Source organism: Bradyrhizobium sp. LTSP857, from assembly GCF_000938285.1.
Taxonomy (GTDB): domain Bacteria; phylum Pseudomonadota; class Alphaproteobacteria; order Rhizobiales; family Xanthobacteraceae; genus Bradyrhizobium.
The window spans coordinates 143334-165398 of sequence record NZ_JYMS01000035.1 but is presented as its reverse complement, the minus strand read 5'-3'; the positions used below and the strand labels follow the sequence as shown (position 1 = coordinate 165398).

Genomic DNA, 22065 nt, shown 5'->3' with positions numbered 1-22065 from the left:
CCCTCACGCCGCCGGCTGAACCGCCTTCTCACCCGCCATCACGTGGGTCAGCGCGCTCTTGATCGCGGACTGGCGGGTCGGCGCGTTGATCTGCGCGCCGAGGAGATCGGTGACGTAGAACACGTCGCGGGCGCGCTCGCCGAAGGTCGCGACATGGGCCGAGGCGATGTTGAGGTTGAGCTTCGAGATCGCGGTGGTCAGCTCGTAAAGCAGGCCGGGACGGTCAAGGCCCGACATTTCGATCACGGTGTAGCGGTCGGACCATTGATTGTTGATGGTCACTTCCGGCTCGATGGTGAAAGGCCGCGCCTTACTGCGCACGGTGCGTCGCGCCACCACTTCGGGCAGGCGCAGCTTGCCTTCCAGCACGTCCTCGATCATCTCGCCGATCCGGGTGGCGCGCCGGCCCTCGTCTTCGTCGCGGTCGTATTCCCGGGAGATCGAGATCGTATCGAGCGCGCGGCCGTCGGTCGTGGTGTAGATCTGGGCGTCGACGATGTTGGCGCCGGCCGAGGCGCAGGCGCCGGCGATGATCGAGAGCAGCCAGGGATGGTCGGCCGCGAAGATCGTTAATTCGGTGACGCCGCGGACCTCGTCGAAGCCGACATTGATCGCGAGCTTGTGGCCGGCCTGCTCGCTGGAGCGGACGAAGCGGGCATGGCGGATCTTGCGCGGTAGCTCGACCTTGAGCCAATAGGCCGGATAGTGCCGGCCGATATAGGCGTCGAGCTCGTCGCTCGGCCATTCGGCGAAGGCCATGCGGAATTCGGCGTGCGCGGCCACGAGGCGTTTTCCGCGGTCGACTTCCGAGAAACCGCCGGTCAGAACCGGCTCGGTCTCGTAATACAGGGAACGCAAGAGCTGCGCCTTCCAGCCGTTCCACACGCCTGGGCCGACGCCGCGGATGTCGGCGGTGGTGAGGATCGTCAGCAGCTTCATCTGCTCGACCGACTGCACCACGGCGGCGAAATTCTCGATGGTCTTGCGATCGGACAGGTCGCGCGACTGCGCGACCGTGGACATCGTCAGATGTTCCTCGATCAGCCAGGCCACGAGCTCGGTGTCGGCCGCGCTGAAGCCGAGCCGCGGGCAGAGCCGGCGCGCGACCTTGGCGCCGGCGATTGAGTGATCCTCGGGCCTTCCCTTGGCGATGTCGTGCAGCAGCGTCACGATATAGATCACCGAGCGATGCTCGGGCCTGATCTTGCGCATCAGGTCGCTGGCGAGCGTGAACTCCTCGAGGCCGCCGCGCTCGATGTCTTGCAAGAAGCCGACGCAGCGGATCAGGTGCTCGTCGACGGTGTAGTGATGATACATGTTGAACTGCATCATCGAGACGATCTTGCCGAAGGCGCGGATGAAATGGCCGAGCACGCCGGTCTCGTTCATCCGCCGCAGCACGATCTCGGCGTTGTCGGAGGTCAGGATCTCCATGAACAGCCGGTTGGCCTCGGGGTTCTCGCGCAAGCTCGCATTGATCAGGCCGAGCGAGCGCGTCACGTCGCGCATCGCATCCGGGTGGAAGGCGAGGTTGTTCTTCTGCGCCAGCCGGAAGATGCGGATCAGGTTGACCGGGTCGTGCTTGAACACGTCGGGCGCGGCGACGTTGATGCGGTTGTTGTCGACAATGAAGTCGTCGCTGTCAGGCACGCGCCGCTTCACCTGGGTCGGCCGTAGGCGTGCCATCATCCGGCTCAGCACGGGTGCGGGCTTGGCCTGCTGGTCCTCGAGCTTGGCGCAGAGAATGGCGGTGAGGTTGCCGACTTCCTTGGCGACCAGGAAATAGTGCTTCATGAAGCGCTCGACGTCCTGCATGCCGGGATGCGAGGTGTAGCCGAGCCGGACCGCGATCTCGCGCTGGAGATCGAAGGACAGGCGCTCTTCGGGTCGTCCGGAATAGAAGTGCAGGTTGCAGCGCACCGACCAGAGGAAATCGGCGCAGCGGCGGAAGGTGCGGTATTCCTGCGCATCGAACACGCCGTGCTCGACCAGCTCGTCGGTGTCGCGGACGCGGTAGACGTATTTCGCGATCCAGAACAGCGTGTGCAGGTCGCGCAAGGCCCCCTTGCCGTCCTTGACGTTGGGCTCGACCAGATAACGCGACTGGCCGCCGCGGCGATGCCGCTCCTCGCGCTCGGCGAGCTTTGCGGTGACGAATTCGGACGCCGTGCCTTGCACCACTTCCTTGTCGAAGCGCGCGACCAGTTCATCATAGAGCGGCTGGTCGCCGGTGAGGAAGCGCGTCTCCAGGATCGCGGTGCGGATGGTCATGTCGCCGCGCGCCTGGCGGATCGACTCATCGACCGAGCGCGTGGCGTGACCGACCTTCAGCCCCATGTCCCAGAGACAATAGAGGATCGCTTCCGCGACCTGCTCGCCCCACGCGGTCTGTTTGTAGGGCAGGATGAAGAGCAGATCGATGTCGGATTCCGGCGCCATCAGGCCGCGGCCATAGCCGCCGGTCGCGACCACCGCCATGCGCTCGGCGCCGCTCGGGATCGGCGAGCGGTAGAGATGGCGGGTCGCGGCCGAATACAGGATGCGGATGATCTCGTCCTGAACATGACACAGCCGCTCGGCGCAGCGCCGGCCGTGACGGTCTTTCAGCAGGATCGCTTGCGCAGCCGCGCGCGCCGCCATCAGTTCGGCCTTGAGCAGTTGTGCGGTCGCAGTGCGGAACGTGTCCTCTCGTCCCTGATGCTTTTCGGCAAGCGCGTCGACCGCGGCGGTGATCCGCGCGGTGTCGAAGCGATCGTCCACCTCTGGCTTGGGCTCAGTCGTGACGCTGTCCATGTCTCACCGGATATAAGAGGTGACAGGCGCTGTCACCCGCCATTCTCTGGCAATAGTCGTTCCATGCTGGAAATGGCTGGCTTTGGGCAAAGTTGTTCTCGGCTGGCCCGCATTCAAGGGTGGGATTTTCTCGTTGACCTCTAGATATAACTCATTGAAAAACAATGAAATTCGGAGGAGGCCGGGCATGACCAGGATTTCAAGACGCATTCTGCTGGCGGGGGCGGTGGCGCTCGCCGTAACCCCCGCTGCAAGGGCGGCGGATCCGCTCAAGGAAATCCGCATCGACTGGGCGACCTACAATCCGGTGTCGCTGGTGCTGAAGCAGAAGGGACTTCTGGAGAAGGAGTTCGCCAAGGACGGCATCACCATCACCTGGGTGCAGTCGGCCGGCTCCAACAAGGCGCTCGAATTCCTCAACGCCGGCTCGATCGATTTCGGCTCGACCGCGGGCTCGGCGGCGCTGGTCGCCCGCATCAACGGCAACCCGATCAAGTCGATCTATGTCTATTCGCGTCCCGAATGGACAGCGCTGGTCACGGGCAAGGATTCCAAGATCGCGACCGTCGCCGACCTCAAGGGCAAGCGCGTCGCGGTGACGCGCGGCACCGATCCGCACATCTTCCTGGTGCGCGCGCTGCTAGGTGCAGGCCTCACTGAAAAAGACATCACACCGGTGCTGCTCCAGCACGCCGACGGCAAGACCGCGCTGATCCGCGGTGACGTCGATGCCTGGGCCGGCCTCGATCCGATGATGGCGCAGGCCGAAGTCGAGGAGGGCGCAAAACTGTTCTATCGCAAGGCCGATGCCAACACCTGGGGCATCCTCAATGTGCGCGAGCAGTTCCTAAAGGACAATCCGGACATCGTCCGCCGCGTGCTCGCGGTCTATGAAGAGGCGCGCAGATATTCGCTGGCGAATTACGATGACCTGAAGAAGACCTTCATCGCCGTGACCAAGCTGCCCGACGCCGTCGTCGACAAGCAGCTCAAGGAGCGCACCGAGCTCACCCACAGCCGCATCGGTGCGCCGCAGCGCGAGTCGATCCTCGCCGCGGGTCTTGCCTTGCAGCAGGCCGGCGTCGTCGACGCCAAGGTCGACGTGAAGGCGACGGTGGATGCGTTGATCGACGACCAGGTCCCGCTGCCGACGAATTGAGGTTGGCAAGCGCGCGCGGCAAATTCAGGTGTCGTCCCGGCGAAGGCCGGGACCCATAATCCCAGGGCGTAGTTTGGCGCAAAGACGGTCACTCCAAGTCCCCGTAACCACATCTCCCTGTGGTTATGGGTCCCGGCCTTCGCCGGGACGACGGGCTGAGGGCGTGGCAAGAGTAGTGTTGCAATCTCGCAGAAGACGCGCTTCCTACCGGCCATGATCTCCGACGCGCCAGTGCTGCAAAAGTCTTCGGAACCGGCCGAAAGCGCCGCGGCGCCCTCGCGCGTCGCGCGCTATGCGCGGCCGGTGCTGGGACTGCTGTTGCCGCTGATCCTCGCGCTCGGCTGGGAGCTCGTGGTTTGGTCCGGCTGGTCCAACGGCCGGCTGGTGCCGCCGCCCTCGCGTGTCTTTGCCACCATCATGGACCTCGCCAGATCCGGCGAGCTGATCCACCACATCGGCGCGACGCTGTGGCGCGTCGGTCTTGGCTTCGCGTTCGGTGTGGTCGCGGGCACGCTGCTCGGCGCCATCTCCGGCTATTGGTCGCTGGCGCGCCGGCTGCTCGATCCGACCGTGCAGGCGCTGCGCGCGATCCCGTCGCTGGCCTGGGTGCCGCTGTTCATCTTGTGGCTCGGCATCTTCGAGACCTCGAAGATCGCGCTGATCGCGGTCGGCGTATTCTTCCCGGTCTATCTCGGCGTGATGGGCGCGATCCTTTCCGTCGATCGCAAGATCGTCGAGGTCGGCCGCACCTTCCGTCTCTCCGGCCCGGCGATGATCCGCCGCATCCTGCTGCCCGCGGTGCTGCCGGCCTATGTCGTCTCCTTGCGCGTCGGCCTCGGTCTGGGGTGGATGTTCGTGGTCGCGGCCGAATTGATCGGCGCGTCTGAAGGCCTTGGCTATCTCCTGCTCGACGGCCAGCAGCTCGGCAAGCCCGCGCAGATCCTGGCCGCGATCGTGATCTTCGCCATCCTCGGCAAGCTCACCGACTGGCTGATCGAGGTCGGGGCCGCGCCCTTCTTGCGCTGGCAGGACGCCTTCGGGCGCGCCAAGGGAGCGTAACGCGATGCTGGCGCTCGACCGGGTCAGCAAGACCTATCCCAACGGTGTGCACGCGTTGGCGCGTTTCTCCGCCGATGTCAGGCAAGGCGAGATCGTCGCCATCATCGGCGGCTCCGGCTGCGGCAAGTCCACGCTGCTCCGCGCCATCGCCGGCCTCGATCGCGCCAGCTCTGGGGCGGTGACGCTCGACGGCGAAGCGATCGCCTCTCCGCATGCCAAGATCGGCATCATCTTCCAGGAGCCGCGGTTGCTGCCCTGGCTCAGCGTCGCCGACAATATCGGCTTTGGACTTGCCGATGTGCCCGCGGCAGAGCGGCGCGAAAAGGTGGCGCGTGCGCTCGCCCGCGTCGGTCTCGCCGACAAGGCGCAGGCCTGGCCGCGCGAGCTCTCCGGCGGACAGGCGCAGCGCGTCGCGATCGCACGCGCGCTGGTGCCGCAGCCGGAGGTGCTGCTGCTCGACGAGCCCTTCTCGGCACTTGACGCCTTCACCCGCAGGGATCTCCAGGATCATTTGCTCGACCTCTGGGCCGACACGCGGCCGACGCTCATTCTCGTCACACATGACGTCGACGAGGCCGTGGTGCTGGCTGATCGCGTATTGGTGATGCGACCGCGGCCGGGGCGGCTGTTCGACCAGATCGAGATCAATCTGGGGCGGCCACGCGACCGCAATTCGCCGCTGTTCGAGAATTTCAAGCGAAGCGTGCTGACGTCACTCGACCGCTCGCTCGATCGCAGCGTGCCCGACCGTGACGCAACCCAGGGTCCCGGTCAGGCCATGTGGTGGTGACAATTTCTCTCCGAGCCGGTACATCGCAAGCCAGTACTTCGTAGAGGCGATTTTTCCGGGAGAGAACAAAAATGGACGCCGCAGAACTGCGCCAGATGCAGGCCCCGATCAAGGAACGCTACAAGACCGATCCCAAGACCGCGATGATCACGCTGAGGGCCAAGGGCTCGACTGACAGCGAAGGCATCGCCTGCAAGGTCGAGACCGGCCGTGCCATCGCGATGGCTGGCCTCCATCCCGCCACCGGCGGTTCGGGCCTCGAGCTCTGCTCCGGCGACATGCTGCTCGAGGCGCTTGTCGCCTGCGCCGGCGTCACGCTGAAATCGGTCGCGACCGCGATCGAGGTGCCGCTGAAGACCGGCAACGTCTATGCCGAGGGCGATCTCGATTTTCGCGGCACGCTCGGCGTCGACAAGGAAGCCCCGGTCGGCTTCGCCGAGATCCGGCTGCGCTTCGAGGTCGACACATCAGCACCGCAGGACAAGCTCGATCTGCTGCTGAAGCTCACCGAGCGCTATTGCGTGGTCTATCAGACCATCAAGAACGGCCCGAAGGTTTCGGTGTCGATGCAGCGGATGTAGCCATCAGTGTCGTCCTGGCGAAAGCCAGGACCCCTGCGCGAGCGCTTGCGCTCGTCGCAACCACCACCGTCCAACACAGCGAAGCCTGTGGTTATGGGTCCCGGATTTGCGCTTCGCTTGTCCGGGACGACAAAGAAAAAATGTCCCTCGACCTCCACTTCATCCTCTTCCTTCTCTTGCGCATGGCGATCGCGGCGGCGTTCGTCGTGACGGCGTCGATCATCACGGAACGCTCGGGGCCGGTGATCGGCGCGCTGATCGCGACCTTGCCGGTCTCGGCCGGCCCGTCCTACGTCTTCCTCGCGTTCGACCATGACGCCGCCTTCATCGCGCAGGGTGCGCTGTCGAGCCTGCCGGTCAATGCGGCGACGATCTTCATGTGCCTCACCTATGTCGTGCTGGCGCAGCGGCACAGCATGCTGGTGAGTTATGGGAGCGCATTCGCGGTCTGGATCGTGCTTGCCTCGATCATCAAGCAGTTCGACTGGACGCTCACCGCCGGGCTCGCCGCCAACCTGATTGCGTTCGGCATCTGCATTCCGCTCTTGGCGGGCTATCGCCACGTGAAGATGCCGCTGGTGACGCGGCGCTGGTACGACGTGCCGATGCGGGCTGCGCTGGTTGCGACTCTCGTCGCCATCGTGGTCTCGACCTCGGGCTGGGTCGGTCCCCGGATCAGCGGCATCATCGCGCTGTACCCAGTCGTGTTCTCCAGCATGATGATGATCCTGCATCCGCGCATCGGCGGTCCGCCGACAGCCGCGGTGCTGGCCAATTCCGCCTGGGGTCTGCTCGGATTCGGGATGGCGATCGCCGTGCTGCATGCCGGTGCGGCGAACTTCGGCTCGGCGATCGGGCTGAGCCTTGGACTCGCGACCTGCGTCGTGTGGAATCTGACGCTGTGGTGGAACGGGCGGCGGAAACGGCTGGCGACAGCGTAATTGTAGGGTGGGCAAAGGCGCGCTCTTTGCGCGCCGTGCCCACCATCTCTCCGCGAATTCGCCGTTGCATGGTGGGCACGCTGCGCTTTGCCGACCTTACGGCACCGCTACTGCTTCGGCAGCTTGGCCTTCAACGCATAAAGCGCATCTAGTGCCTCGCGCGGCGACATCTCGTCGGGATGCAGCGCCTTGACCGCTTCCATCAGCAGTTCGGCTTCGCTCGGCGGGGCAGCTTCGGCGGCGGCGCGCGAGGGCACGGCGAACAGTGGCAGATCGTCGGCGAGCGCGCGTGCCGTCTGGCCGCGATCTTGCGCTTCAAGCTTGGCCAGCACCGATTTGGCGCGCGTGATCACGGCCGGCGGCAGGCCTGCGAGCTTGGCGACCTGGATGCCGTAGGAGCGATCGGCGGAGCCCGGCAGCACCTCGTGCAGGAATACGACATTGCCCTGCCATTCCTTCACCCGCACGGTCGCGTTGAACATCCGCGGCAGTTTTGCGGAGAGGGCAGTCAGCTCGTGATAATGCGTGGCGAACAGCGTGCGGCAGCGGTTGCTCTCGTGCAGGTGCTCGATCGCGGCCCAGGCGATCGAGAGACCGTCGAAGGTCGCGGTGCCGCGGCCAATCTCATCCAGGATCACGAGCGCACGCTCGCCGGCCTGGTTGAGGATCGCCGCGGTCTCGACCATCTCCACCATGAAGGTCGAGCGGCCGCGGGCGAGATCGTCGGCGGCGCCGACACGCGAGAACAGGCGATCGATGATGCCGATCCGCGCGCGCGCCGCCGGCACGAAACTGCCGATCTGCGCCAGCAGCGCAATCAGCGCGTTCTGGCGCAGGAAGGTCGATTTACCGGCCATGTTCGGACCCGTAATCAACCAGAGCTGGCCGGACTTTTGCCCCGGCGCCGGTGAGAGATCGGAGGCATTGGCAATGAACGGCTCGCCATTGCGCTTCAAGGCCTGCTCGACCACGGGATGGCGGCCGGCCTCGATGGCAAAGCCGAGGGATTCGTCGACTTCGGGTCGCACATAATTCTCATCGATTGCGAGCTTGGCGAGCGACGTTGCGACGTCGAGCAGCGCGAAGGCATGGGCGGCGGCGCGCAAATCGTCGCTGACCGCGAGCGCCTTCACGGAGAGCCGCTCAAAAATCTCGAGCTCGAGTCCGAGCGCGCGGTCGCCGGCGTTGGCGATCTTGGCCTCGATCTCGCCGAGCTCGGAGGTGGTGAAGCGCACCTGTCCCGCCAGCGTCTGGCGATGGATGAAGGTCGCATTCAGCGGCGGCGACATCAGCTTGTCGCCGTGCTGCGCGGTGACCTCGACGAAATAGCCGAGCACGTTGTTATGCCGGATCTTTAGACCCTTCACGCCTGTATTGTCGGCGTAACGCGCCTGCATCGAGGCGACCACCAGCCGCGAGGCGTCGCGCAGGTTTCGGGTTTCGTCGAGCGCGGGCTCGTAGCCCTGGCGAACGAAGCCGCCGTCGCGCTTGATCAGGGGCAGTTGATCGTCGAGGGCGCTGGCAAATTCCGCCGCGAGCTCGCGCGACGGACGCTGCAAGGCCGCCATGACGGCAGCGATTTCCTGCGGCGGCTGCTCGAGCTCGCTAAGCCGCGCCAGCGCCTGGTCGGCCGCCATGATGCCATCGCGGAGGCCGGCGAGGTCGCGCGGCCCGCCACGGCCGACCGAGAGGCGGGCCAGCGCCCGTGACATGTCGGGCGCCCCGCGCAAAATGCTGCGGATGTCCTCGCGCGCGGCCGAATCCGCAACGAAGCTGCTGACAGCGTCGAGCCGCCGTGCGATTGCCGATGCATCCGTCAGCGGCGCGGCGAGCCGTTGCGCCAGCAGGCGCGAGCCTGCCGATGTCACCGTGCAGTCGATCGCGTCGAGCAGCGAGCCGCGGCGTTCACCCGCGAGCGTGCGCGTCAGTTCGAGATTGGCGCGCGTGGCCGGATCGATTGCCATGGTCGCACCGGAGGCTTCGCGCGCGGGCGGCGACAGCGGCGGATGCTTGCCGACCTGGGTGCGGTCGACATAGGTGACGGCGGCCGCAGCGGCCGTGGCTTCAAGCCGCGAGAGCTGCGAGAGCCCGTCCATGGTTGCGACCGCGAAATAATCGCACAGGCGCTTTTCAGCGGTGGCACCGTCGAAGACGTCGCGGGTCAGCGGCGTCACCGCCGGCAGCTCGCGCAAGGTCTGCCCGAGCTCGCTGTCGTTATAGAGCGCGTCGGTGACGATCGCCTCGTTCGGATTGATGCGCGCCAGTGTCGCGGCGAGCTCGCCGCCTGAGCATTCCAGCACCATGAATTCGGCGGTCGAGATGTCGATCCAGGCGAGGCCAAAGCGGTCGCCGCCGGCCGACGAACGTGCCCGCGCAATCGCCAGCAGATAATTATTGGCGCGCGCATCAAGCAGCGTGTCCTCGGTCAGCGTGCCCGGTGTCACCAGCCGCACCACGCCGCGCCGCACCACGCTCTTGTTGCCGCGCGCTTTGGCGGCGGCCGGATCTTCGGTCTGCTCGCACACCGCGACCCGGTGACCGGCGGTGATCAGGCGGTGCAGATAATCCTCGGAGCGCTCGACCGGCACGCCGCACATCGGGATATCTGCGCCCTGATGCTTGCCGCGCTTGGTCAGGACGATGCCGAGGGTTTTCGAGGCGATCTCGGCGTCCTCGAAGAACAGCTCGTAGAAATCGCCCATCCGGTAGAACAGCAGCAGGCCCGGATGCCCGGCCTTTATTTCAAGGTACTGTTCCATCATCGGCGTGACGCGCGCGGCAGCTTCCGCCTGCGGCGCGGGCACGTCATCGGGGGGCGGTATAGGGATGGGCTGTTGCATGGTCATGAGCGGCGCAACCTACAAAATTTCGACCCATGGTCCTACCGGTTTGGCCGGGAGCGGCGGGTTTTCCACGTTGTCCGCACCGCGGCATGCGTGGCGAGCGTGCGCGCCCCTCGGAACACGCGCGAAACCGTCAATTGACCTGTCGCGGGCGCCCTCCTAAAACTCCGCCGACATTGAAGAATTTTGGCCGAACCGCGGCATTGAGGGAGAACAACGATGCGTGACGTCTTTATCTGCGATGCCGTGCGGACCCCGATCGGCCGTTTCGGCGGCTCGCTCGCCAAGGTGCGCGCCGATGACCTCGCGGCTGCCCCGATCAAGGCGCTGATGGCGAAGCACCCCAATCTCGATTGGGCGCAGGTGGACGAGGTGTTCTTCGGCTGCGCCAACCAGGCCGGCGAGGACAACCGCAACGTCGCGCGCATGGCGCTGCTGCTGGCGGGCCTCCCGGATTCGGTTCCCGGCCAGACCTTGAACCGCCTCTGTGCCTCGGGCCTCGATGCGGTCGGTGCGGCTGGCCGCGCCATTCGCTCCGGCGAGATCGAGCTTGCGATCGCTGGCGGCGTCGAGTCCATGACGCGCGCCCCCTTCGTGATGGGCAAGGCGCAGGAAGCCTTCTCGCGCTCCGCCGAGATTTTCGACACCACCATCGGCTGGCGCTTCATCAATCCGCTGCTGAAGGCGCAGTACGGCGTCGATGCGATGCCGGAGACCGGCGAGAATGTCGCCGAGGAATTCCAGGTCTCGCGCGCCGACCAGGATGCCTTCGCGATCCGCTCGCAGCAGCGCGCGGGCGCGGCGATCGCAGCCGGTTATTTCGCCGAAGAGATCATCCCGATCACCATTCCCGGCGGCAAGGCCGGTCCGATCACGGTCGACAAGGACGAGCATCCGCGTCCCGAAACCACGCTCGAAGCCCTGACCAAACTGAAGCCGATCGTGCGCAATCCCGGCACGGTGACGGCCGGCAACGCCTCCGGCGTCAATGACGGCGCCGCCGCGATGATCCTCGCCTCCGAGGCTGCCGTGAAGAAGCACGGCCTGACGCCCCGCGCCCGCATCCTTGGCCTTGCCTCCGCCGGCGTGCCGCCGCGCGTCATGGGCATCGGCCCGGTGCCTGCGACCCGCAAGCTGATGGAGCGGCTCGGCAAGAAGATCAGCGATTTCGACCTGATCGAGCTCAACGAAGCCTTCGCCTCGCAGGGCATCGCCTGCATGCGCCAGCTCGGCGTCGCCGACGATGCCGATTTCGTCAATCCGCATGGCGGCGCCATCGCGCTCGGCCATCCCCTCGGCATGAGCGGCGCCCGTCTCGCGCTCACCGCCGTGCACGGCATGGAAAAGCGCGGCGGCAAGCTCGCACTGGCCACCATGTGCGTCGGCGTCGGCCAGGGTGTCGCGGTCGCGATCGAGAAGCTGAATTAAGCTCTCTCCTTCTCCCCGCTTGCGGGGAGAGGGCCTTCAGGGATCGTTCATGATCATCGAGCGCGAGCAGGACGTCACGGCCGCGGCATTGGCGGTGATGGAGCGGACCTCCGATCCGCGGCTGCGCCAGATCATGGTCTCCCTGGTCAAGCACCTGCATGCCTTCGTCCGCGATGTTCGCCTGACCGAGGCGGAATTCCGCGACGCCACGGCGATCGTGGCCGAACTCGGCAGGCTTTCGACCGACACGCATAATGAAGTCGTGCTGATGGCGGGCTCGCTCGGCGTCTCCCCGCTGGTGTGCCTGCTCAACAATGGCGATCAGGGCAACACGGAAACGGATCAGTCGCTGCTCGGACCGTTCTGGCGGCTGAACTCGCCGCGGATGGAGAATGGCGGATCGATCGTCCGCTCCGAAACGCCGGGCGCACCGCTGTTCGTCAGCGGTCGCGTTGTGGACAAGGACGGCCGCCCGGTCGCCGGCGCGGAGGTCGATGTCTGGCACGCTTCGCCGGTCGGTCTCTATGAGAACCAGGATCCCGAACAGGCGGACATGAACCTGCGCGGCAAGTTCACGACCGACCAGGATGGACGCTTCTCGTTCCGCTCGGTGATGATGATCGGCTATCCTATTCCGACCAACGGCGTGGTCGGGCGCCTCTTGAAGGCGCAGAGCCGGCACCCCTATCGTCCCGCGCATCTGCACGCCCTGATCTTCAAGCCCGGATTCAAGGTGCTGATCTCGCAGGTCTACGACCCCGCGGACCCGCATATCGACAGCGACGTGCAGTTCGGCGTGACACAAGCGCTGATCGGCAAGTTCGTGCGCCACGATTCGCCGCATCCGAGCGCGGCGGCCGTCGCGACGCCCTGGTATTCGCTCGACCATACCTACCGGCTCGAGGCCGGAGAGGCCGTGCTGCCACGGCCGCCAATCAAATAGCGTTGGGCGCCGGAGGCCTGCTAAACTCGCTTCCCTAGATTAGTTATATTCTATAATGATCGGCGGAAGCGTTGACCGGCTGGACCGAAATCGCCGGGGAGGAGTTCGCCAATGACATTCATCTACCCCGTCGACAGCAACAAGGCGCATCCGCTGCCGCTGTCGCCCGAATACAAGAGCTCGATCAAGCGCGCGCCGAACAAGCCCTTGATCCCGATGCGCCATACGCTGTCGGAGCTGACCGGCCCGGTCTACGGCCACGAGACCGTGCGCGACGGCGACAACGACCTCACCACCCAGCACAAAGGCGAGCCGCTCGGCGAGCGCATCATCGTCCACGGCCATGTCCGCGACGAGGACGGCCGCGGCGTGCCGAATTCGCTGGTCGAGATCTGGCAGGCCAACGCCTGCGGTCGCTACGTCCATGTCCGTGACCAGCATCCGGCGCCGCTCGATCCGAATTTTACCGGCGCAGGCCGCACGCAAAGCGATGCCTCCGGCTACTACCGCTTCGTCACCATTAAGCCCGGCGCCTACCCCTGGGGCAATCACCACAACGCCTGGCGTCCGGCGCACATCCATCTCTCGGTGTTCGGCCACTCTTTCGTCACGCGGCTGGTGACGCAGATGTATTTCCCGGGCGATCCACTGTTCCCGTTCGATCCGATCTTCAACTCGGTGCCTGACGAGGCCGCGCGGATGCGGATGGTGTCGTCGTTCGACTTGGAGAATACCAAGCCCGAATGGGCGCTGTGCTACCGCTTCGACATCGTGCTGCGCGGCAAGAACGCCACTCCCATGGAGACCAAGTAACGTGCAGGATAACGTAAAGGACAACGGGATCACGCCATCGCAGACCGTCGGTCCGTTCTTCAAATACGGCCTGACACCGACCGGCGACTACGCCTGGAATGACGCCTTCACCAACTCGACGCTCACGCCCGACGTCACGGGCGATCGCGTCCGCATCGAGGGCCGGGTGTTCGATGGCGAAGGCGCCGTCGTGCCGGACGCCATGCTCGAGATCTGGCAAGCGGATGCGCAGGGCCGCTTCGCCGATCCGCAGGACAAGCGCGCGCTGCCGAATGCCAGCTTCCGCGGCTTCGCCCGTTGCGGCACCGACAAGGACGGCAACTATTCCTTCGACACTATCAAGCCGGGCGTGGTGCCGGATCCGGACGGCAAGCCGCAGGCGCCCCATCTCCTCCTTGCGGTGTTCGGCCGCGGCATGCTGCGGCACCTCTACACCCGCATCTACTTCAGCGACGAGGCCGGCAACGCCGCCGATCCCGTGCTGGCGCTGGTACCGGCCGATCGCCGCGCCACGCTGATCGCAGCGCGCGACGCTAGCAAGGCGGTGTATTGCCTCGACCTGCATTTGCAGGGCGGCGAGGAGACAGTGTTCTTCGACGTGTGAGGATGGGTGCGATGGCGTGTGCGGCAACGATGATGTCGGCACGCCACACATCTGGTCGGGCCTGATGTTGCAACGCGGCGGTCCTCAAAACTATCTTTGGGCTATTTTCCCGTCTTCGCACGCGACCGCTGCGCTGTACGAGAAGTGCGTTGCCGATTTTCCCGTAGTTCGCCGGGGTCGTTTCAGTACAATTTCCGCGCGAAGCAATCCCGTGTTTACCGCAAGCCCTTAACGTCCGATTTGATTCGACGCGGGCTACCGGATTGTTCCATGAAAATACGTCTGTCGCTTTCTTCCGCGATCATTGCGTTCGGCATTGTTCTGGCCGTCGGTTTCACGGCCGTGGTTGCCACCAGCTACTATGCGCTGCGCGAGCTCAAGGTCGGAGGTCCGCTCTACACCGACATCAAGCTCGGCAACGATCTGATCGCGGATATCCTGCCGCCGCCGGAATACGTCATCGAGGCCTATCTCGAAGCGACGCTGGCGATGCGCGAGCCGGATCAGCTGGCGGCTCATGGTGAGCGTCTGGTCCAGCTCCGCAAGGACTACGACGAGCGTAAGGCGTACTGGACCGCCTCGAGCCTCTCCGCCGACCTGAAGACCGCCCTGGTGTCGAAATCAGACGCTGAAGTGCAGAAATTCTGGAAGCTGCTGTCCGATCAACTCCTGCCGGCCCTCAAGGCCAAGGACACGGCCGCCGCCGAGCGCGCCTACGCGCAGCTCAAGGACGCCTACACCGCGCATCGCGCTGTCATCGACAGCATCGTCGAGAGCGCCAACAAGCAAAATGCCGATATGGAGAAGCTGGCCGCGGATCGCGACAGCTCGATCCTCTACATCCTGCTGGGCGTCTCCGCCGCCGTCCTGGCCTTCATTGCCGCGGGCCTGCTCGGTGTTGCCCTCGGCGTGGTGCGTCCGATCGTGCGCATGACCGATGCGATGCAAAAGCTCGCGACCGGCGATCTCGCCGCCGACATCCCCTTCGCGCACCGTCAGGATGAGGTCGGTTCGATGGCAGGGGCACTCCTCGTGTTCAAGCAGGCCGCCGTCGAGAATTCCCGGCTGCGTGAGGAGCAATTGCAGAAGGAGCAGGAGGCGGCGTCTGCCAAGCGCGGCGCCCTGCATCAAATGGCTGAGACCGTCGAGCGCGAGACCGGCCGCTCCGTCGACACCGCGAGTGCTGCGGCCGCGGGTGTGGAACGAGCTGCCTCCAGCCTGTCCGAGATCGCCCGCTCGCTGTCCTCGGAGTCGCAGGCCGTGGCCTCGGTGTCCACCCAGGCCCTGAGCAGCTCGCAGACCGTCTCAGCCGCGGCCGAGGAGCTGAGCGCCTCGATCCGGGAGATCGCCACCCAGGTCGCGCGCACCAGCACGGTCACCAAATCGGCGGTCGCAGGCCGCGAGCAGGCGCGCTCAACCATCCAGACGCTGGCCGGCTCGGTGAAGAAGATCGCAGAGGTCTCCGACCTCATCGGCGGCATCGCCGGCCAGACCAATCTGCTGGCGCTCAATGCCACGATCGAGGCGGCGCGCGCGGGCGACGCAGGCCGCGGTTTCGCGGTGGTCGCCGCCGAGGTGAAATCATTGTCCGACCAGACCGCTAAATCCACCGAGGAAATCGCGCGCCTGATCGCCGAGATCCAGGCCTCCACCCAGGCCGCGGTCGACGCCGTCGAGACGATGGGAGGCCACATCGTCGAGATCGATGGCGTCGCGACCTCAGTCGCCGCGGCGATGGAAGAGCAGGATGCCGCAACAAGGGAGATTGCGCGGTCGGTTTCCGAGTCGGCCTCGGCGGCGAAGGACGTCTCGACCAAGATCGGCAATGTCAGCCGCGACGCCGCCTCGGTGAACGAGCGCGCCACGGAGGTCAGGCAGGCGATCGCCGGCATGGCGGCGAACCTCGAATCGCTGCGCACGGTGGTGGTCCGGACAGTGCGCGACTCGACCGCGGCGGCGTAGCTTGGCGCCCGGTCAGCCCGCTGGTGCCCGCGGCTTTGATCGTGCAGTATGGCACCGCACGGGGGCATCGTGGCTTTCATGACAGATTCGCAACTGCCGGCGGTCGCCGAGCCGGCTTATCTTACCGCCGCGCTGCGCAAGGCCGGCGTGCTGGACGCCGGTGCCGTCCGCGAAGTGAAGGTGCTGCATGAGCGTGACACGATCCTGTCGCACATCGTCCGCCTCGGCCTGCGCTATGTCGGGGAGTCTGCCGGCGCCCCGCAATCTCTGATCCTCAAGACCGCGCATTCTGCCTTCGCGAAGACGCTCGCGAATGCCGGCCGGCATGAGGTCGCCTTCTACACCCAGCTCGCGCCAAAAATGCCGCGGGGGCTCGTGCCGAGCTGCTTCGATGGGCATTTCGACGAGGAAAGCCAGGCCTGGCATCTCCTGCTCGAGGACCTCACCGACAGTCATGAGATCGCGAGCCAATGGCCGCTGCCGCCCTCACGCGAGCAGATGATGGCGATCGTCACTACGCTGGCGCGCTTGCATGCGGCCTGGTGGGACCATGCCAGCCTCGGCGAGACCGTTGGTGACTGGGCGAGCGCAGAGGACAGCGCGACGCACATGGAGACCTTTGCCGGCCATTATGACCGCTTCGCCGATCTGCTCGGCGACCGCCTCAGCGAAGAGCGCCGCCTGCTCTACCGCCGCCTCGTCGAGCAGTCGGCCCGGCTGTCCCAGCGTTACCATTCGCGCCGCCACGTCAGCATCACCCATGGCGATGCTCATACCTGGAATTTCCTGCTGCCGCGCGCCGGTGTCGCCGACACCGTGCGCATCTTCGATTTCGACCTGTGGGGCATCAATGTTCCCACCAGCGATCTCGCCTACATGATGGCCATGCAATGGTATCCGGAGCGCCGGCAGGCGCTCGAACGTCCCCTGCTCAACCTCTACCATGAGACACTGATCGCGCACGGCGTGACCGGCTACACGCGCGGCGCGCTCGACCAGGATTATCGCTCGTCGGTGCTCTGGCACATCACCAAACCGGTCTGGCAATGGAGCATCAACATCCCGCCGTTGATCTGGTGGAACAATCTGGAGCGGGTGATGATGGCGGTCGAGGATCTGGGTTGCGAGGAGATTTTGGGATAGGCGGCGCAACATATTAGGCGTCGTCCCGGCGAAGGCCGGGACCCATACCGCGAGGTCTATCGGTTTTAGGCAGTGTCCGTCCCAAACGAAGATCACCGCCAGTCTTCGCCAAACTATGCCCTGTGGCTATGGGTCCCGGCCTTCGCCGGGACGACAGTTACCTACTCCATCACCGCATGTTCCGGCGCTGCCGTCTGCTTGCGCAGTGTGGCCTTGGTCGAGCCGATCATGAAGGCAAGCGGGATGGTGCAGAGGATGAAGAACATCACGAGCTGATAGTCGCGCGCAAAGGCGATGATCTGCGCCTGGAGGCCAACGATTCTGTCGGCCATGGCGCGGCCGGCGTCGGTCGACAGATTGATCATGCCGCTGACATCAGGCATCTGGAGCGCGTGATTGAACGGGTTGATGTGCTCGGACAGGATCGCATAGGTCTTGCGCGTGCCCTGGGTCAGCTGGGCGATGACGATCGAGATGCCGACCGAGCTCGCGACGTTGCGGAAGAGCGTCAGCATCGAGGTGCCATCGGTGCGCAGATGGTTCGGCAGAGTGAGGAACGCGACCGTCGAAAGCGGAACGAAGACGAGGCCGAAGCCAAACCCCTGGATCACGCTGACGACCACGATTTCCGGCACCTGGGTCTGGTCGGTCCAGCCGGTCATCTGGAACAGCGACGCCGCCGTCAGCGTCAGTCCGGAGATGATCAGCGTGCGCGCCTCGATGTAGCGCATGATGCGCCCGACCATCATCATCGCGAAGAAGGTGCCGAAGCCACGGCTCGCGAGCAGGCCGCCGGCGGTCATGATGGGATAGCCGATGACGTTTTGTAAGTAGGGCGACGCGAGCGCCATGGTAGAATACAGCACGAGCCCCATCACCGTCATGAAGATGACGCCGGTGAGGAAATTGCGGTCTTTGAACAGCGCGAATTGGATGAACGGCCGCGACGTCGTGAAGGAGTGCGCGAAGAAATAGTAAAAGGCGACGGCGGAGACGGCAAATTCGGTCAGGATCTCGGCGGACTCGAACCAGTCGAGCTGCTCGCCGCGGTCGAGCGCAAGCTGGAGCGCGCCAATCCCGATCGCCAGCGCGGCGAAGCCGAACCAGTCGAATTTGAGGCTGGAATCCTGCTTGGTCTCGTCCATGAAGATGGAGAGCCCGAGCACGGTGATCGCGCCGAACGGCAGATTGACGAAGAACACCCAGTGCCAGGAATAGGTCTCGGTCAGCCAGGCGCCGAGCGAGGGGCCCATGATGGGGCCCATCATCACGCCCATGCCCCAGATCGACATCGCCTTGGCGCGTTCCTGGAGCGTGTAATAGTCGAGCATGACCGACTGCGACAGCGGCACCAGGGCTGCGCCGAACACGCCTTGCAGCAGGCGGAACAGCACCATCTGGTTGATGTCCTGCGCCAGCCCGCACAGTACGGAGGCGAAGGTGAACCCGGCGGCGCAGATGATGAAGATGCGCTTGCGGCCGAAGCGGTTGGAGATCCAGCCCACCGGCGCCGTCATGATCGCGGCGGCGACGATGTAGGAGGTCAGCACCCAGTTGATCTGGTCCTGCGAGGCCGACAGCGTGCCCTGCATGTAGGGCAGCGCAACGTTGGCGATGGTGGTGTCCAGCGCCTGCATGATGGTCGCGGTCATGGCGCAGATCGTCACCATGTTCCGGCGCAGGCCGGGGACCATCAGGGCGGGATTGGACTCCGCCATCGGATCAGTCCTTGTCCTGGCTAGCTGTTGCCGACAGTCCGAACAGGCCAGCGAGCGAGCGCTGATGGCCGGTGTCGATGGTGGCATAGACGCTCATGCCGGCCTTCAGCCTCTTCACGTATTTGTCGGTCTCGTCGAAATAGATCCGGATCGGCACGCGCTGCACCACCTTGACGAAGTTGCCGGTGGCGTTCTGCGGCGGCAGGATCGCGAATTGCGCGCCGGTGCCGGGCGACAGCGAGCCGATCTTGCCCTTGAAGACATGGTTCGGGAACGCGTCGACCTCGAGCGTGACCGACTGGCCTTCGGTGACGTGGGTGAGGTCGCTCTCCTTCGGATTGGCGTCGACCCAGGGATGGGCGACGTCGATGATGGAGAACACCGCCATGCCGGCGGAGACGTAGCGGCCGAGCTGGATCTGCTCGACCTGCGTCGCCACGCCGCCCATCGGCGCGCGCACCACGGCGTGGTCGAGATTGCGCTCGGTGTTGTCGAGCTTTGCCTTGGCCTGCGCGTAGGGCGGGAATTTTTCCAGCGGCAGGTCGGGATCGCCGAGCAGCTGGGTCTTGGCCGTCGAGATCTGCTGCTTGATGTACTGCGCGATCGAGCCGGACGTGACCAGCGCGTTCGCCGAGTTGTCGAGGTCGAGCTGCGAGCCGAAGCTGTTCTTCACCAGTGACTGCTTGCGTTCGACGTCGCGCTGCTTCAGGTCGACGCCCTGCTGGGCGAGGTTGAGCATGTCGCCGTAGATCTTGATGTTGGCGCGGAGGTTGTCATAGGTCGTCTGCGCCTGCGCGAGCTGCGCCTTGGACTCGTCCACCGCGAGGCGGAACGGCACGGGGTCGATCTCGAACAGCTCGTCGCCTTTGTTGACGATCTGCCCCTCTTTCACGACGACCTTCTCGATCTTGCCGGAGATGTCGGGCGTCACCAAAACCTTCTGCGCGCCGACATAGGCATCGTCGGTGCCGACATAGCGGCCGCCATTGAGATAGAAGGTGAAGCCGGCGATGGCGACGACGATCGGCAGTACGACCATGAGCAGGAAGCGGCGATAGCGCCGCAGGCCCGCGACCAGGCGGCGGCGTGGGTCGGTGCCGGCCTTCTTGGTGGGCTTGCCGCTGTCGATCTTCTGCTCGGGCTGGAATTTGAGAACTTGATCAGCCATAGCGCTGCTCCTTACGCGCTTGTTCCGCTCCGGACGTCTGGATCGCGTTACGCACGTTTTCCTTGATGGTTTCGAGTTGGGTGAGGAGGCGATGGGCGTCCGCCGGGCTGATGCCGTCGAGCGCGTTCGCCGTGAGTTCCGACTTCAAGCCGCTCATTTTACCGAGCAACGTCCGGCCGGCCTTCTTCAGATAGAGGCGCTTGACGCGGCGGTCCGAGGCGTCGTTGCGGCGCTCGATCCAGTCGCTGTCGCAGAGCTTGTCGATCAGCCGCGTCAGCGTGATCGGCTGCATCTCCAGCAGTTCGGCGAGTTCCGACTGTTTCATGCCCTCGCTGCGCTCGACCTTGGACAGCACCGCCCATTGCGCGCGGGTGATGCCGAAGCGCGACGCCTCCTTGTCGGCATAGACCCGCAAGAGACGGTAGAGTTCACCAAGCGTGAACAGGAAGTTCTGGTCGACGGACCCGCGGGTCATAAATGTCTCCCCCAATGAGCTTGACTATAATAAGCAAGCTTATGATTATTTCATGGCGGGTTAACGCGATGCTGTCCCGCAGCAAGAGCATGGCTGGCAGCCGTTCGGTGGCTGCGCTTTGGGTTCCCCAGCCGAAATGCTAGAAGGCGGGCCACATGACCCTCGCAAAGCCGGCATTTCCGACGCCTGACCACGATCACGGCCGCTGCACCGCCGACGCGCTGGCGCATGCCGAGGCGGTTTGTGAGCAGCGCGCGCAGAAATTCACGCCGATTCGTCGCCAGGTGTTGGCGGCGCTGCTCTCCAGCCACCGCCCGCTCGGGGCTTATGAGGTGATCGACGAACTGGCCAAATCGATGCCGCGGCCGGCGCCGATCACGGTCTACCGTGCTCTCGATTTTTTGATAACCAACGGTCTCGTGCACCGCATCGAAAGTCGCAACGCCTATCTCGCTTGTGCCGCCCACGACCATGACGCGACCTCGGCGGTGGCGTTCCTGATCTGCGAGCGCTGTGGCCTGGTCGGCGAGATCCCGTCGGCGTCCTTCGCCAAGGACCTCAATGCCGCGGCGCGTGCGTCAGGCTTTGCGCCGAAATTATCCGTGGTCGAGATCACGGGCACCTGTACCCATTGTCAGAAGACCTCTTAAAGCAACAACGGCGCGAAGCCGGATTTCGGGAAGAAATGTCCTCACCTCAAGTCAATCAATCCGCCGGTCGCCCCCTTAGTGCCGGCGCCATCGCACTGATGCTCATGCTGTGCTTGACCTGGGGCTTCAATCAGATCGCGGTGAAGTTCGTTCTGCCCGATATTCCGCCGATGCTTCAGGCGATGATCCGGTCGATGGGTGCGTTGCCGGTGTTGTTCATCATCGGCACCGTGCGTGGCGTCAAATTCTTCGAGCGCGATGGCACGTGGAAGGCGGGTCTTTTTGCAGGCTTGATGTTCGGCATCGAATTCGTGCTGATCTTCCAGGGCCTGCGCCTCACCTCCGCGTCGCGCGCGGTGGTGTTCCTGTACACCGCGCCGTTCTTCGTCGCGCTCGGCTCCTATCAGGTGCTCGGCGAGCGGCTGGGCTCCTCGCAATGGCTGGGGCTGGCCGTGAGCTTTGCCGGCGTCGCCCTCGCGATCGGCGTCCCGCAGGCCAACGTGGACTCGCACGTCCTGCTCGGCGATCTCTTGATCGTCGCCGGCGCCGCGCTGTGGGCCGCGACCACGCTGGTCGCCAAGGGCACGCGGCTGCGCTTTGCCGCGCCCGAGAAGGCGCTGGGCTATCAGGTCGCGACCTCGATCCCGATCCTCGGCACCGCCGCCTGGCTGTTCGGGGAATCCATCACCCATACACCGTCGCCGCTGTCGCTCGGCCTGATGGCCTTCCAGGCGATCTGGGTGGTGGGAACCACGTTCACGCTTTGGTTCGCGCTGGTGAAGACCTATTCGGCCAGCAAATTGTCGGCTTTTACCTTCATCACCCCTTTGTTTGGTGTGGTGGGTAGCTATTTCATCATGCACGACAGCCTGAGCCTGGCTTTCGGAGCCGCAGCCGTCCTTGTAATTGCTGGGCTTTTTCTGGTTAACCGTCCGAGCCGAGAGGCTGCGGCGCCACGCGATGCATTGCTGAACGTCACCAAAACCTGATATTTG

18 protein-coding genes are annotated in these 22065 nt (G+C 64.9%); 13 read left to right on the top strand and 5 right to left on the bottom strand.

Annotated features, from left to right (window positions below; genetic code table 11):
- Positions 1 to 3 precede the first annotated feature (3 nt).
- Entirely contained in the window at positions 4 to 2793 is a 2790-nt protein-coding gene (locus UP06_RS23050; protein ID WP_045005950.1) for a [protein-PII] uridylyltransferase, read from the bottom strand.
- A gap of 187 nt (positions 2794 to 2980) precedes the next feature.
- Here UP06_RS23050 and UP06_RS23045 point away from each other — a divergent pair, with 187 nt between their 5' ends.
- The 5 genes from UP06_RS23045 (at position 2981) to UP06_RS23025 (ending at position 7323) form a co-directional block, all read left to right on the top strand.
- Complete coding sequence (locus UP06_RS23045) at positions 2981 to 3952, top strand: aliphatic sulfonate ABC transporter substrate-binding protein (protein ID WP_045005949.1); 972 nt, start codon at positions 2981 to 2983, stop codon at positions 3950 to 3952.
- A gap of 213 nt (positions 3953 to 4165) precedes the next feature.
- On the top strand, positions 4166 to 5011 hold the full coding sequence (locus UP06_RS23040) for an ABC transporter permease (RefSeq protein WP_045005948.1): 846 nt from the start codon (positions 4166 to 4168) through the stop codon (positions 5009 to 5011).
- Between the two features lie 4 nt (positions 5012 to 5015).
- Entirely contained in the window at positions 5016 to 5801 is a 786-nt protein-coding gene (locus tag UP06_RS23035; protein ID WP_045005947.1) for an ABC transporter ATP-binding protein, read from the top strand.
- 71 nt (positions 5802 to 5872) lie between these two features.
- On the top strand, positions 5873 to 6382 hold the full coding sequence (locus UP06_RS23030) for an OsmC family protein (protein ID WP_045005946.1): 510 nt from the start codon (positions 5873 to 5875) through the stop codon (positions 6380 to 6382).
- Between the two features lie 140 nt (positions 6383 to 6522).
- On the top strand, positions 6523 to 7323 hold the full coding sequence (locus UP06_RS23025; RefSeq protein ID WP_045005945.1) for a hypothetical protein: 801 nt from the start codon (positions 6523 to 6525) through the stop codon (positions 7321 to 7323).
- 107 nt (positions 7324 to 7430) lie between these two features.
- Here the strand turns inward: UP06_RS23025 and mutS are convergent, their stop codons facing one another.
- Entirely contained in the window at positions 7431 to 10169 is a 2739-nt protein-coding gene (gene mutS, locus UP06_RS23020; RefSeq protein WP_045005944.1) for a DNA mismatch repair protein MutS, read from the bottom strand.
- A gap of 216 nt (positions 10170 to 10385) precedes the next feature.
- On the opposite strand from mutS, the gene pcaF reads away from it, so the two are divergent.
- From pcaF to UP06_RS22990, 6 genes are all read left to right on the top strand, one after another.
- On the top strand, positions 10386 to 11594 hold the full coding sequence (gene pcaF, locus UP06_RS23015; RefSeq protein ID WP_045005943.1) for a 3-oxoadipyl-CoA thiolase: 1209 nt from the start codon (positions 10386 to 10388) through the stop codon (positions 11592 to 11594).
- A gap of 49 nt (positions 11595 to 11643) precedes the next feature.
- Positions 11644 to 12537 carry a dioxygenase family protein gene (locus UP06_RS23010; RefSeq protein ID WP_045005942.1) on the top strand — a complete coding sequence of 298 codons (894 nt, stop codon included), beginning with the start codon at positions 11644 to 11646 and terminating at the stop codon, positions 12535 to 12537.
- A gap of 111 nt (positions 12538 to 12648) precedes the next feature.
- Complete coding sequence (pcaH, locus tag UP06_RS23005) at positions 12649 to 13350, top strand: protocatechuate 3,4-dioxygenase subunit beta (protein ID WP_045005941.1); 702 nt, start codon at positions 12649 to 12651, stop codon at positions 13348 to 13350.
- A 1-nt stretch (position 13351) separates the two neighbouring features.
- Positions 13352 to 13954: a protocatechuate 3,4-dioxygenase subunit alpha gene (pcaG, locus tag UP06_RS23000; protein ID WP_045005940.1), complete on the top strand. Its 603-nt coding sequence runs from the start codon at positions 13352 to 13354 to the stop codon at positions 13952 to 13954.
- A 270-nt stretch (positions 13955 to 14224) separates the two neighbouring features.
- Complete coding sequence (locus tag UP06_RS22995) at positions 14225 to 15916, top strand: methyl-accepting chemotaxis protein (protein WP_045005939.1); 1692 nt, start codon at positions 14225 to 14227, stop codon at positions 15914 to 15916.
- Between the two features lie 48 nt (positions 15917 to 15964).
- Positions 15965 to 17059, top strand: a complete 1095-nt coding sequence (locus tag UP06_RS22990; RefSeq protein ID WP_045005938.1) for a phosphotransferase — start codon at positions 15965 to 15967, stop codon at positions 17057 to 17059.
- A gap of 161 nt (positions 17060 to 17220) precedes the next feature.
- Here the strand turns inward: UP06_RS22990 and UP06_RS22985 are convergent, their stop codons facing one another.
- Genes UP06_RS22985 through UP06_RS22975 form a run of 3 tightly spaced genes read right to left on the bottom strand, consistent with a single transcriptional unit; the run spans position 17221 to position 20420 of the window.
- A complete protein-coding gene (locus UP06_RS22985) occupies positions 17221 to 18777 on the bottom strand; it encodes an MDR family MFS transporter (protein ID WP_045005937.1) in 1557 nt (518 codons plus the stop codon).
- Positions 18778 to 18781: 4 nt separating this feature from the next.
- The gene (locus UP06_RS22980) at positions 18782 to 19945 is read right to left on the bottom strand and encodes an HlyD family secretion protein (protein WP_045005936.1); all 1164 of its coding nucleotides are present in this window, start codon (positions 19943 to 19945) and stop codon (positions 18782 to 18784) included.
- Complete coding sequence (locus UP06_RS22975; RefSeq protein WP_045005935.1) at positions 19938 to 20420, bottom strand: MarR family winged helix-turn-helix transcriptional regulator; 483 nt, start codon at positions 20418 to 20420, stop codon at positions 19938 to 19940. Before UP06_RS22975 ends, UP06_RS22980 begins: the two co-directional genes overlap by 8 nt.
- Before the next feature lie 155 nt (positions 20421 to 20575).
- On the opposite strand from UP06_RS22975, the gene UP06_RS22970 reads away from it, so the two are divergent.
- Both UP06_RS22970 and UP06_RS22965 read left to right on the top strand, forming a co-directional pair.
- On the top strand, positions 20576 to 21070 hold the full coding sequence (locus tag UP06_RS22970; RefSeq protein WP_045005934.1) for a Fur family transcriptional regulator: 495 nt from the start codon (positions 20576 to 20578) through the stop codon (positions 21068 to 21070).
- A 35-nt stretch (positions 21071 to 21105) separates the two neighbouring features.
- The gene (locus UP06_RS22965) at positions 21106 to 22059 is read left to right on the top strand and encodes a DMT family transporter (protein WP_045005933.1); all 954 of its coding nucleotides are present in this window, start codon (positions 21106 to 21108) and stop codon (positions 22057 to 22059) included.
- The last annotated feature ends 6 nt before the right edge of the window (positions 22060 to 22065 follow it).

Coding starts and splice junctions, on each gene's coding strand:
- UP06_RS23040 (WP_045005948.1), top strand. CDS start 4,166: ATGATCTCCGACGCGCCAGTGCTGCAAAAGTCTTCGGAACCGGCCGAA.
- UP06_RS22965 (WP_045005933.1), top strand. CDS start 21,106: ATGTCCTCACCTCAAGTCAATCAATCCGCCGGTCGCCCCCTTAGTGCC.
- UP06_RS23010 (WP_045005942.1), top strand. CDS start 11,644: ATGATCATCGAGCGCGAGCAGGACGTCACGGCCGCGGCATTGGCGGTG.
- UP06_RS22995 (WP_045005939.1), top strand. CDS start 14,225: ATGAAAATACGTCTGTCGCTTTCTTCCGCGATCATTGCGTTCGGCATT.
- UP06_RS23035 (WP_045005947.1), top strand. CDS start 5,016: ATGCTGGCGCTCGACCGGGTCAGCAAGACCTATCCCAACGGTGTGCAC.
- UP06_RS23025 (WP_045005945.1), top strand. CDS start 6,523: ATGTCCCTCGACCTCCACTTCATCCTCTTCCTTCTCTTGCGCATGGCG.
- UP06_RS22985 (WP_045005937.1), bottom strand. CDS start 18,777: ATGGCGGAGTCCAATCCCGCCCTGATGGTCCCCGGCCTGCGCCGGAAC.
- UP06_RS23030 (WP_045005946.1), top strand. CDS start 5,873: ATGGACGCCGCAGAACTGCGCCAGATGCAGGCCCCGATCAAGGAACGC.
- UP06_RS23050 (WP_045005950.1), bottom strand. CDS start 2,793: ATGGACAGCGTCACGACTGAGCCCAAGCCAGAGGTGGACGATCGCTTC.
- UP06_RS22970 (WP_045005934.1), top strand. CDS start 20,576: ATGACCCTCGCAAAGCCGGCATTTCCGACGCCTGACCACGATCACGGC.
- mutS (WP_045005944.1), bottom strand. CDS start 10,169: ATGACCATGCAACAGCCCATCCCTATACCGCCCCCCGATGACGTGCCC.
- pcaF (WP_045005943.1), top strand. CDS start 10,386: ATGCGTGACGTCTTTATCTGCGATGCCGTGCGGACCCCGATCGGCCGT.
- UP06_RS22980 (WP_045005936.1), bottom strand. CDS start 19,945: ATGGCTGATCAAGTTCTCAAATTCCAGCCCGAGCAGAAGATCGACAGC.
- UP06_RS22990 (WP_045005938.1), top strand. CDS start 15,965: ATGGCACCGCACGGGGGCATCGTGGCTTTCATGACAGATTCGCAACTG.
- UP06_RS23045 (WP_045005949.1), top strand. CDS start 2,981: ATGACCAGGATTTCAAGACGCATTCTGCTGGCGGGGGCGGTGGCGCTC.
- pcaH (WP_045005941.1), top strand. CDS start 12,649: ATGACATTCATCTACCCCGTCGACAGCAACAAGGCGCATCCGCTGCCG.
- UP06_RS22975 (WP_045005935.1), bottom strand. CDS start 20,420: ATGACCCGCGGGTCCGTCGACCAGAACTTCCTGTTCACGCTTGGTGAA.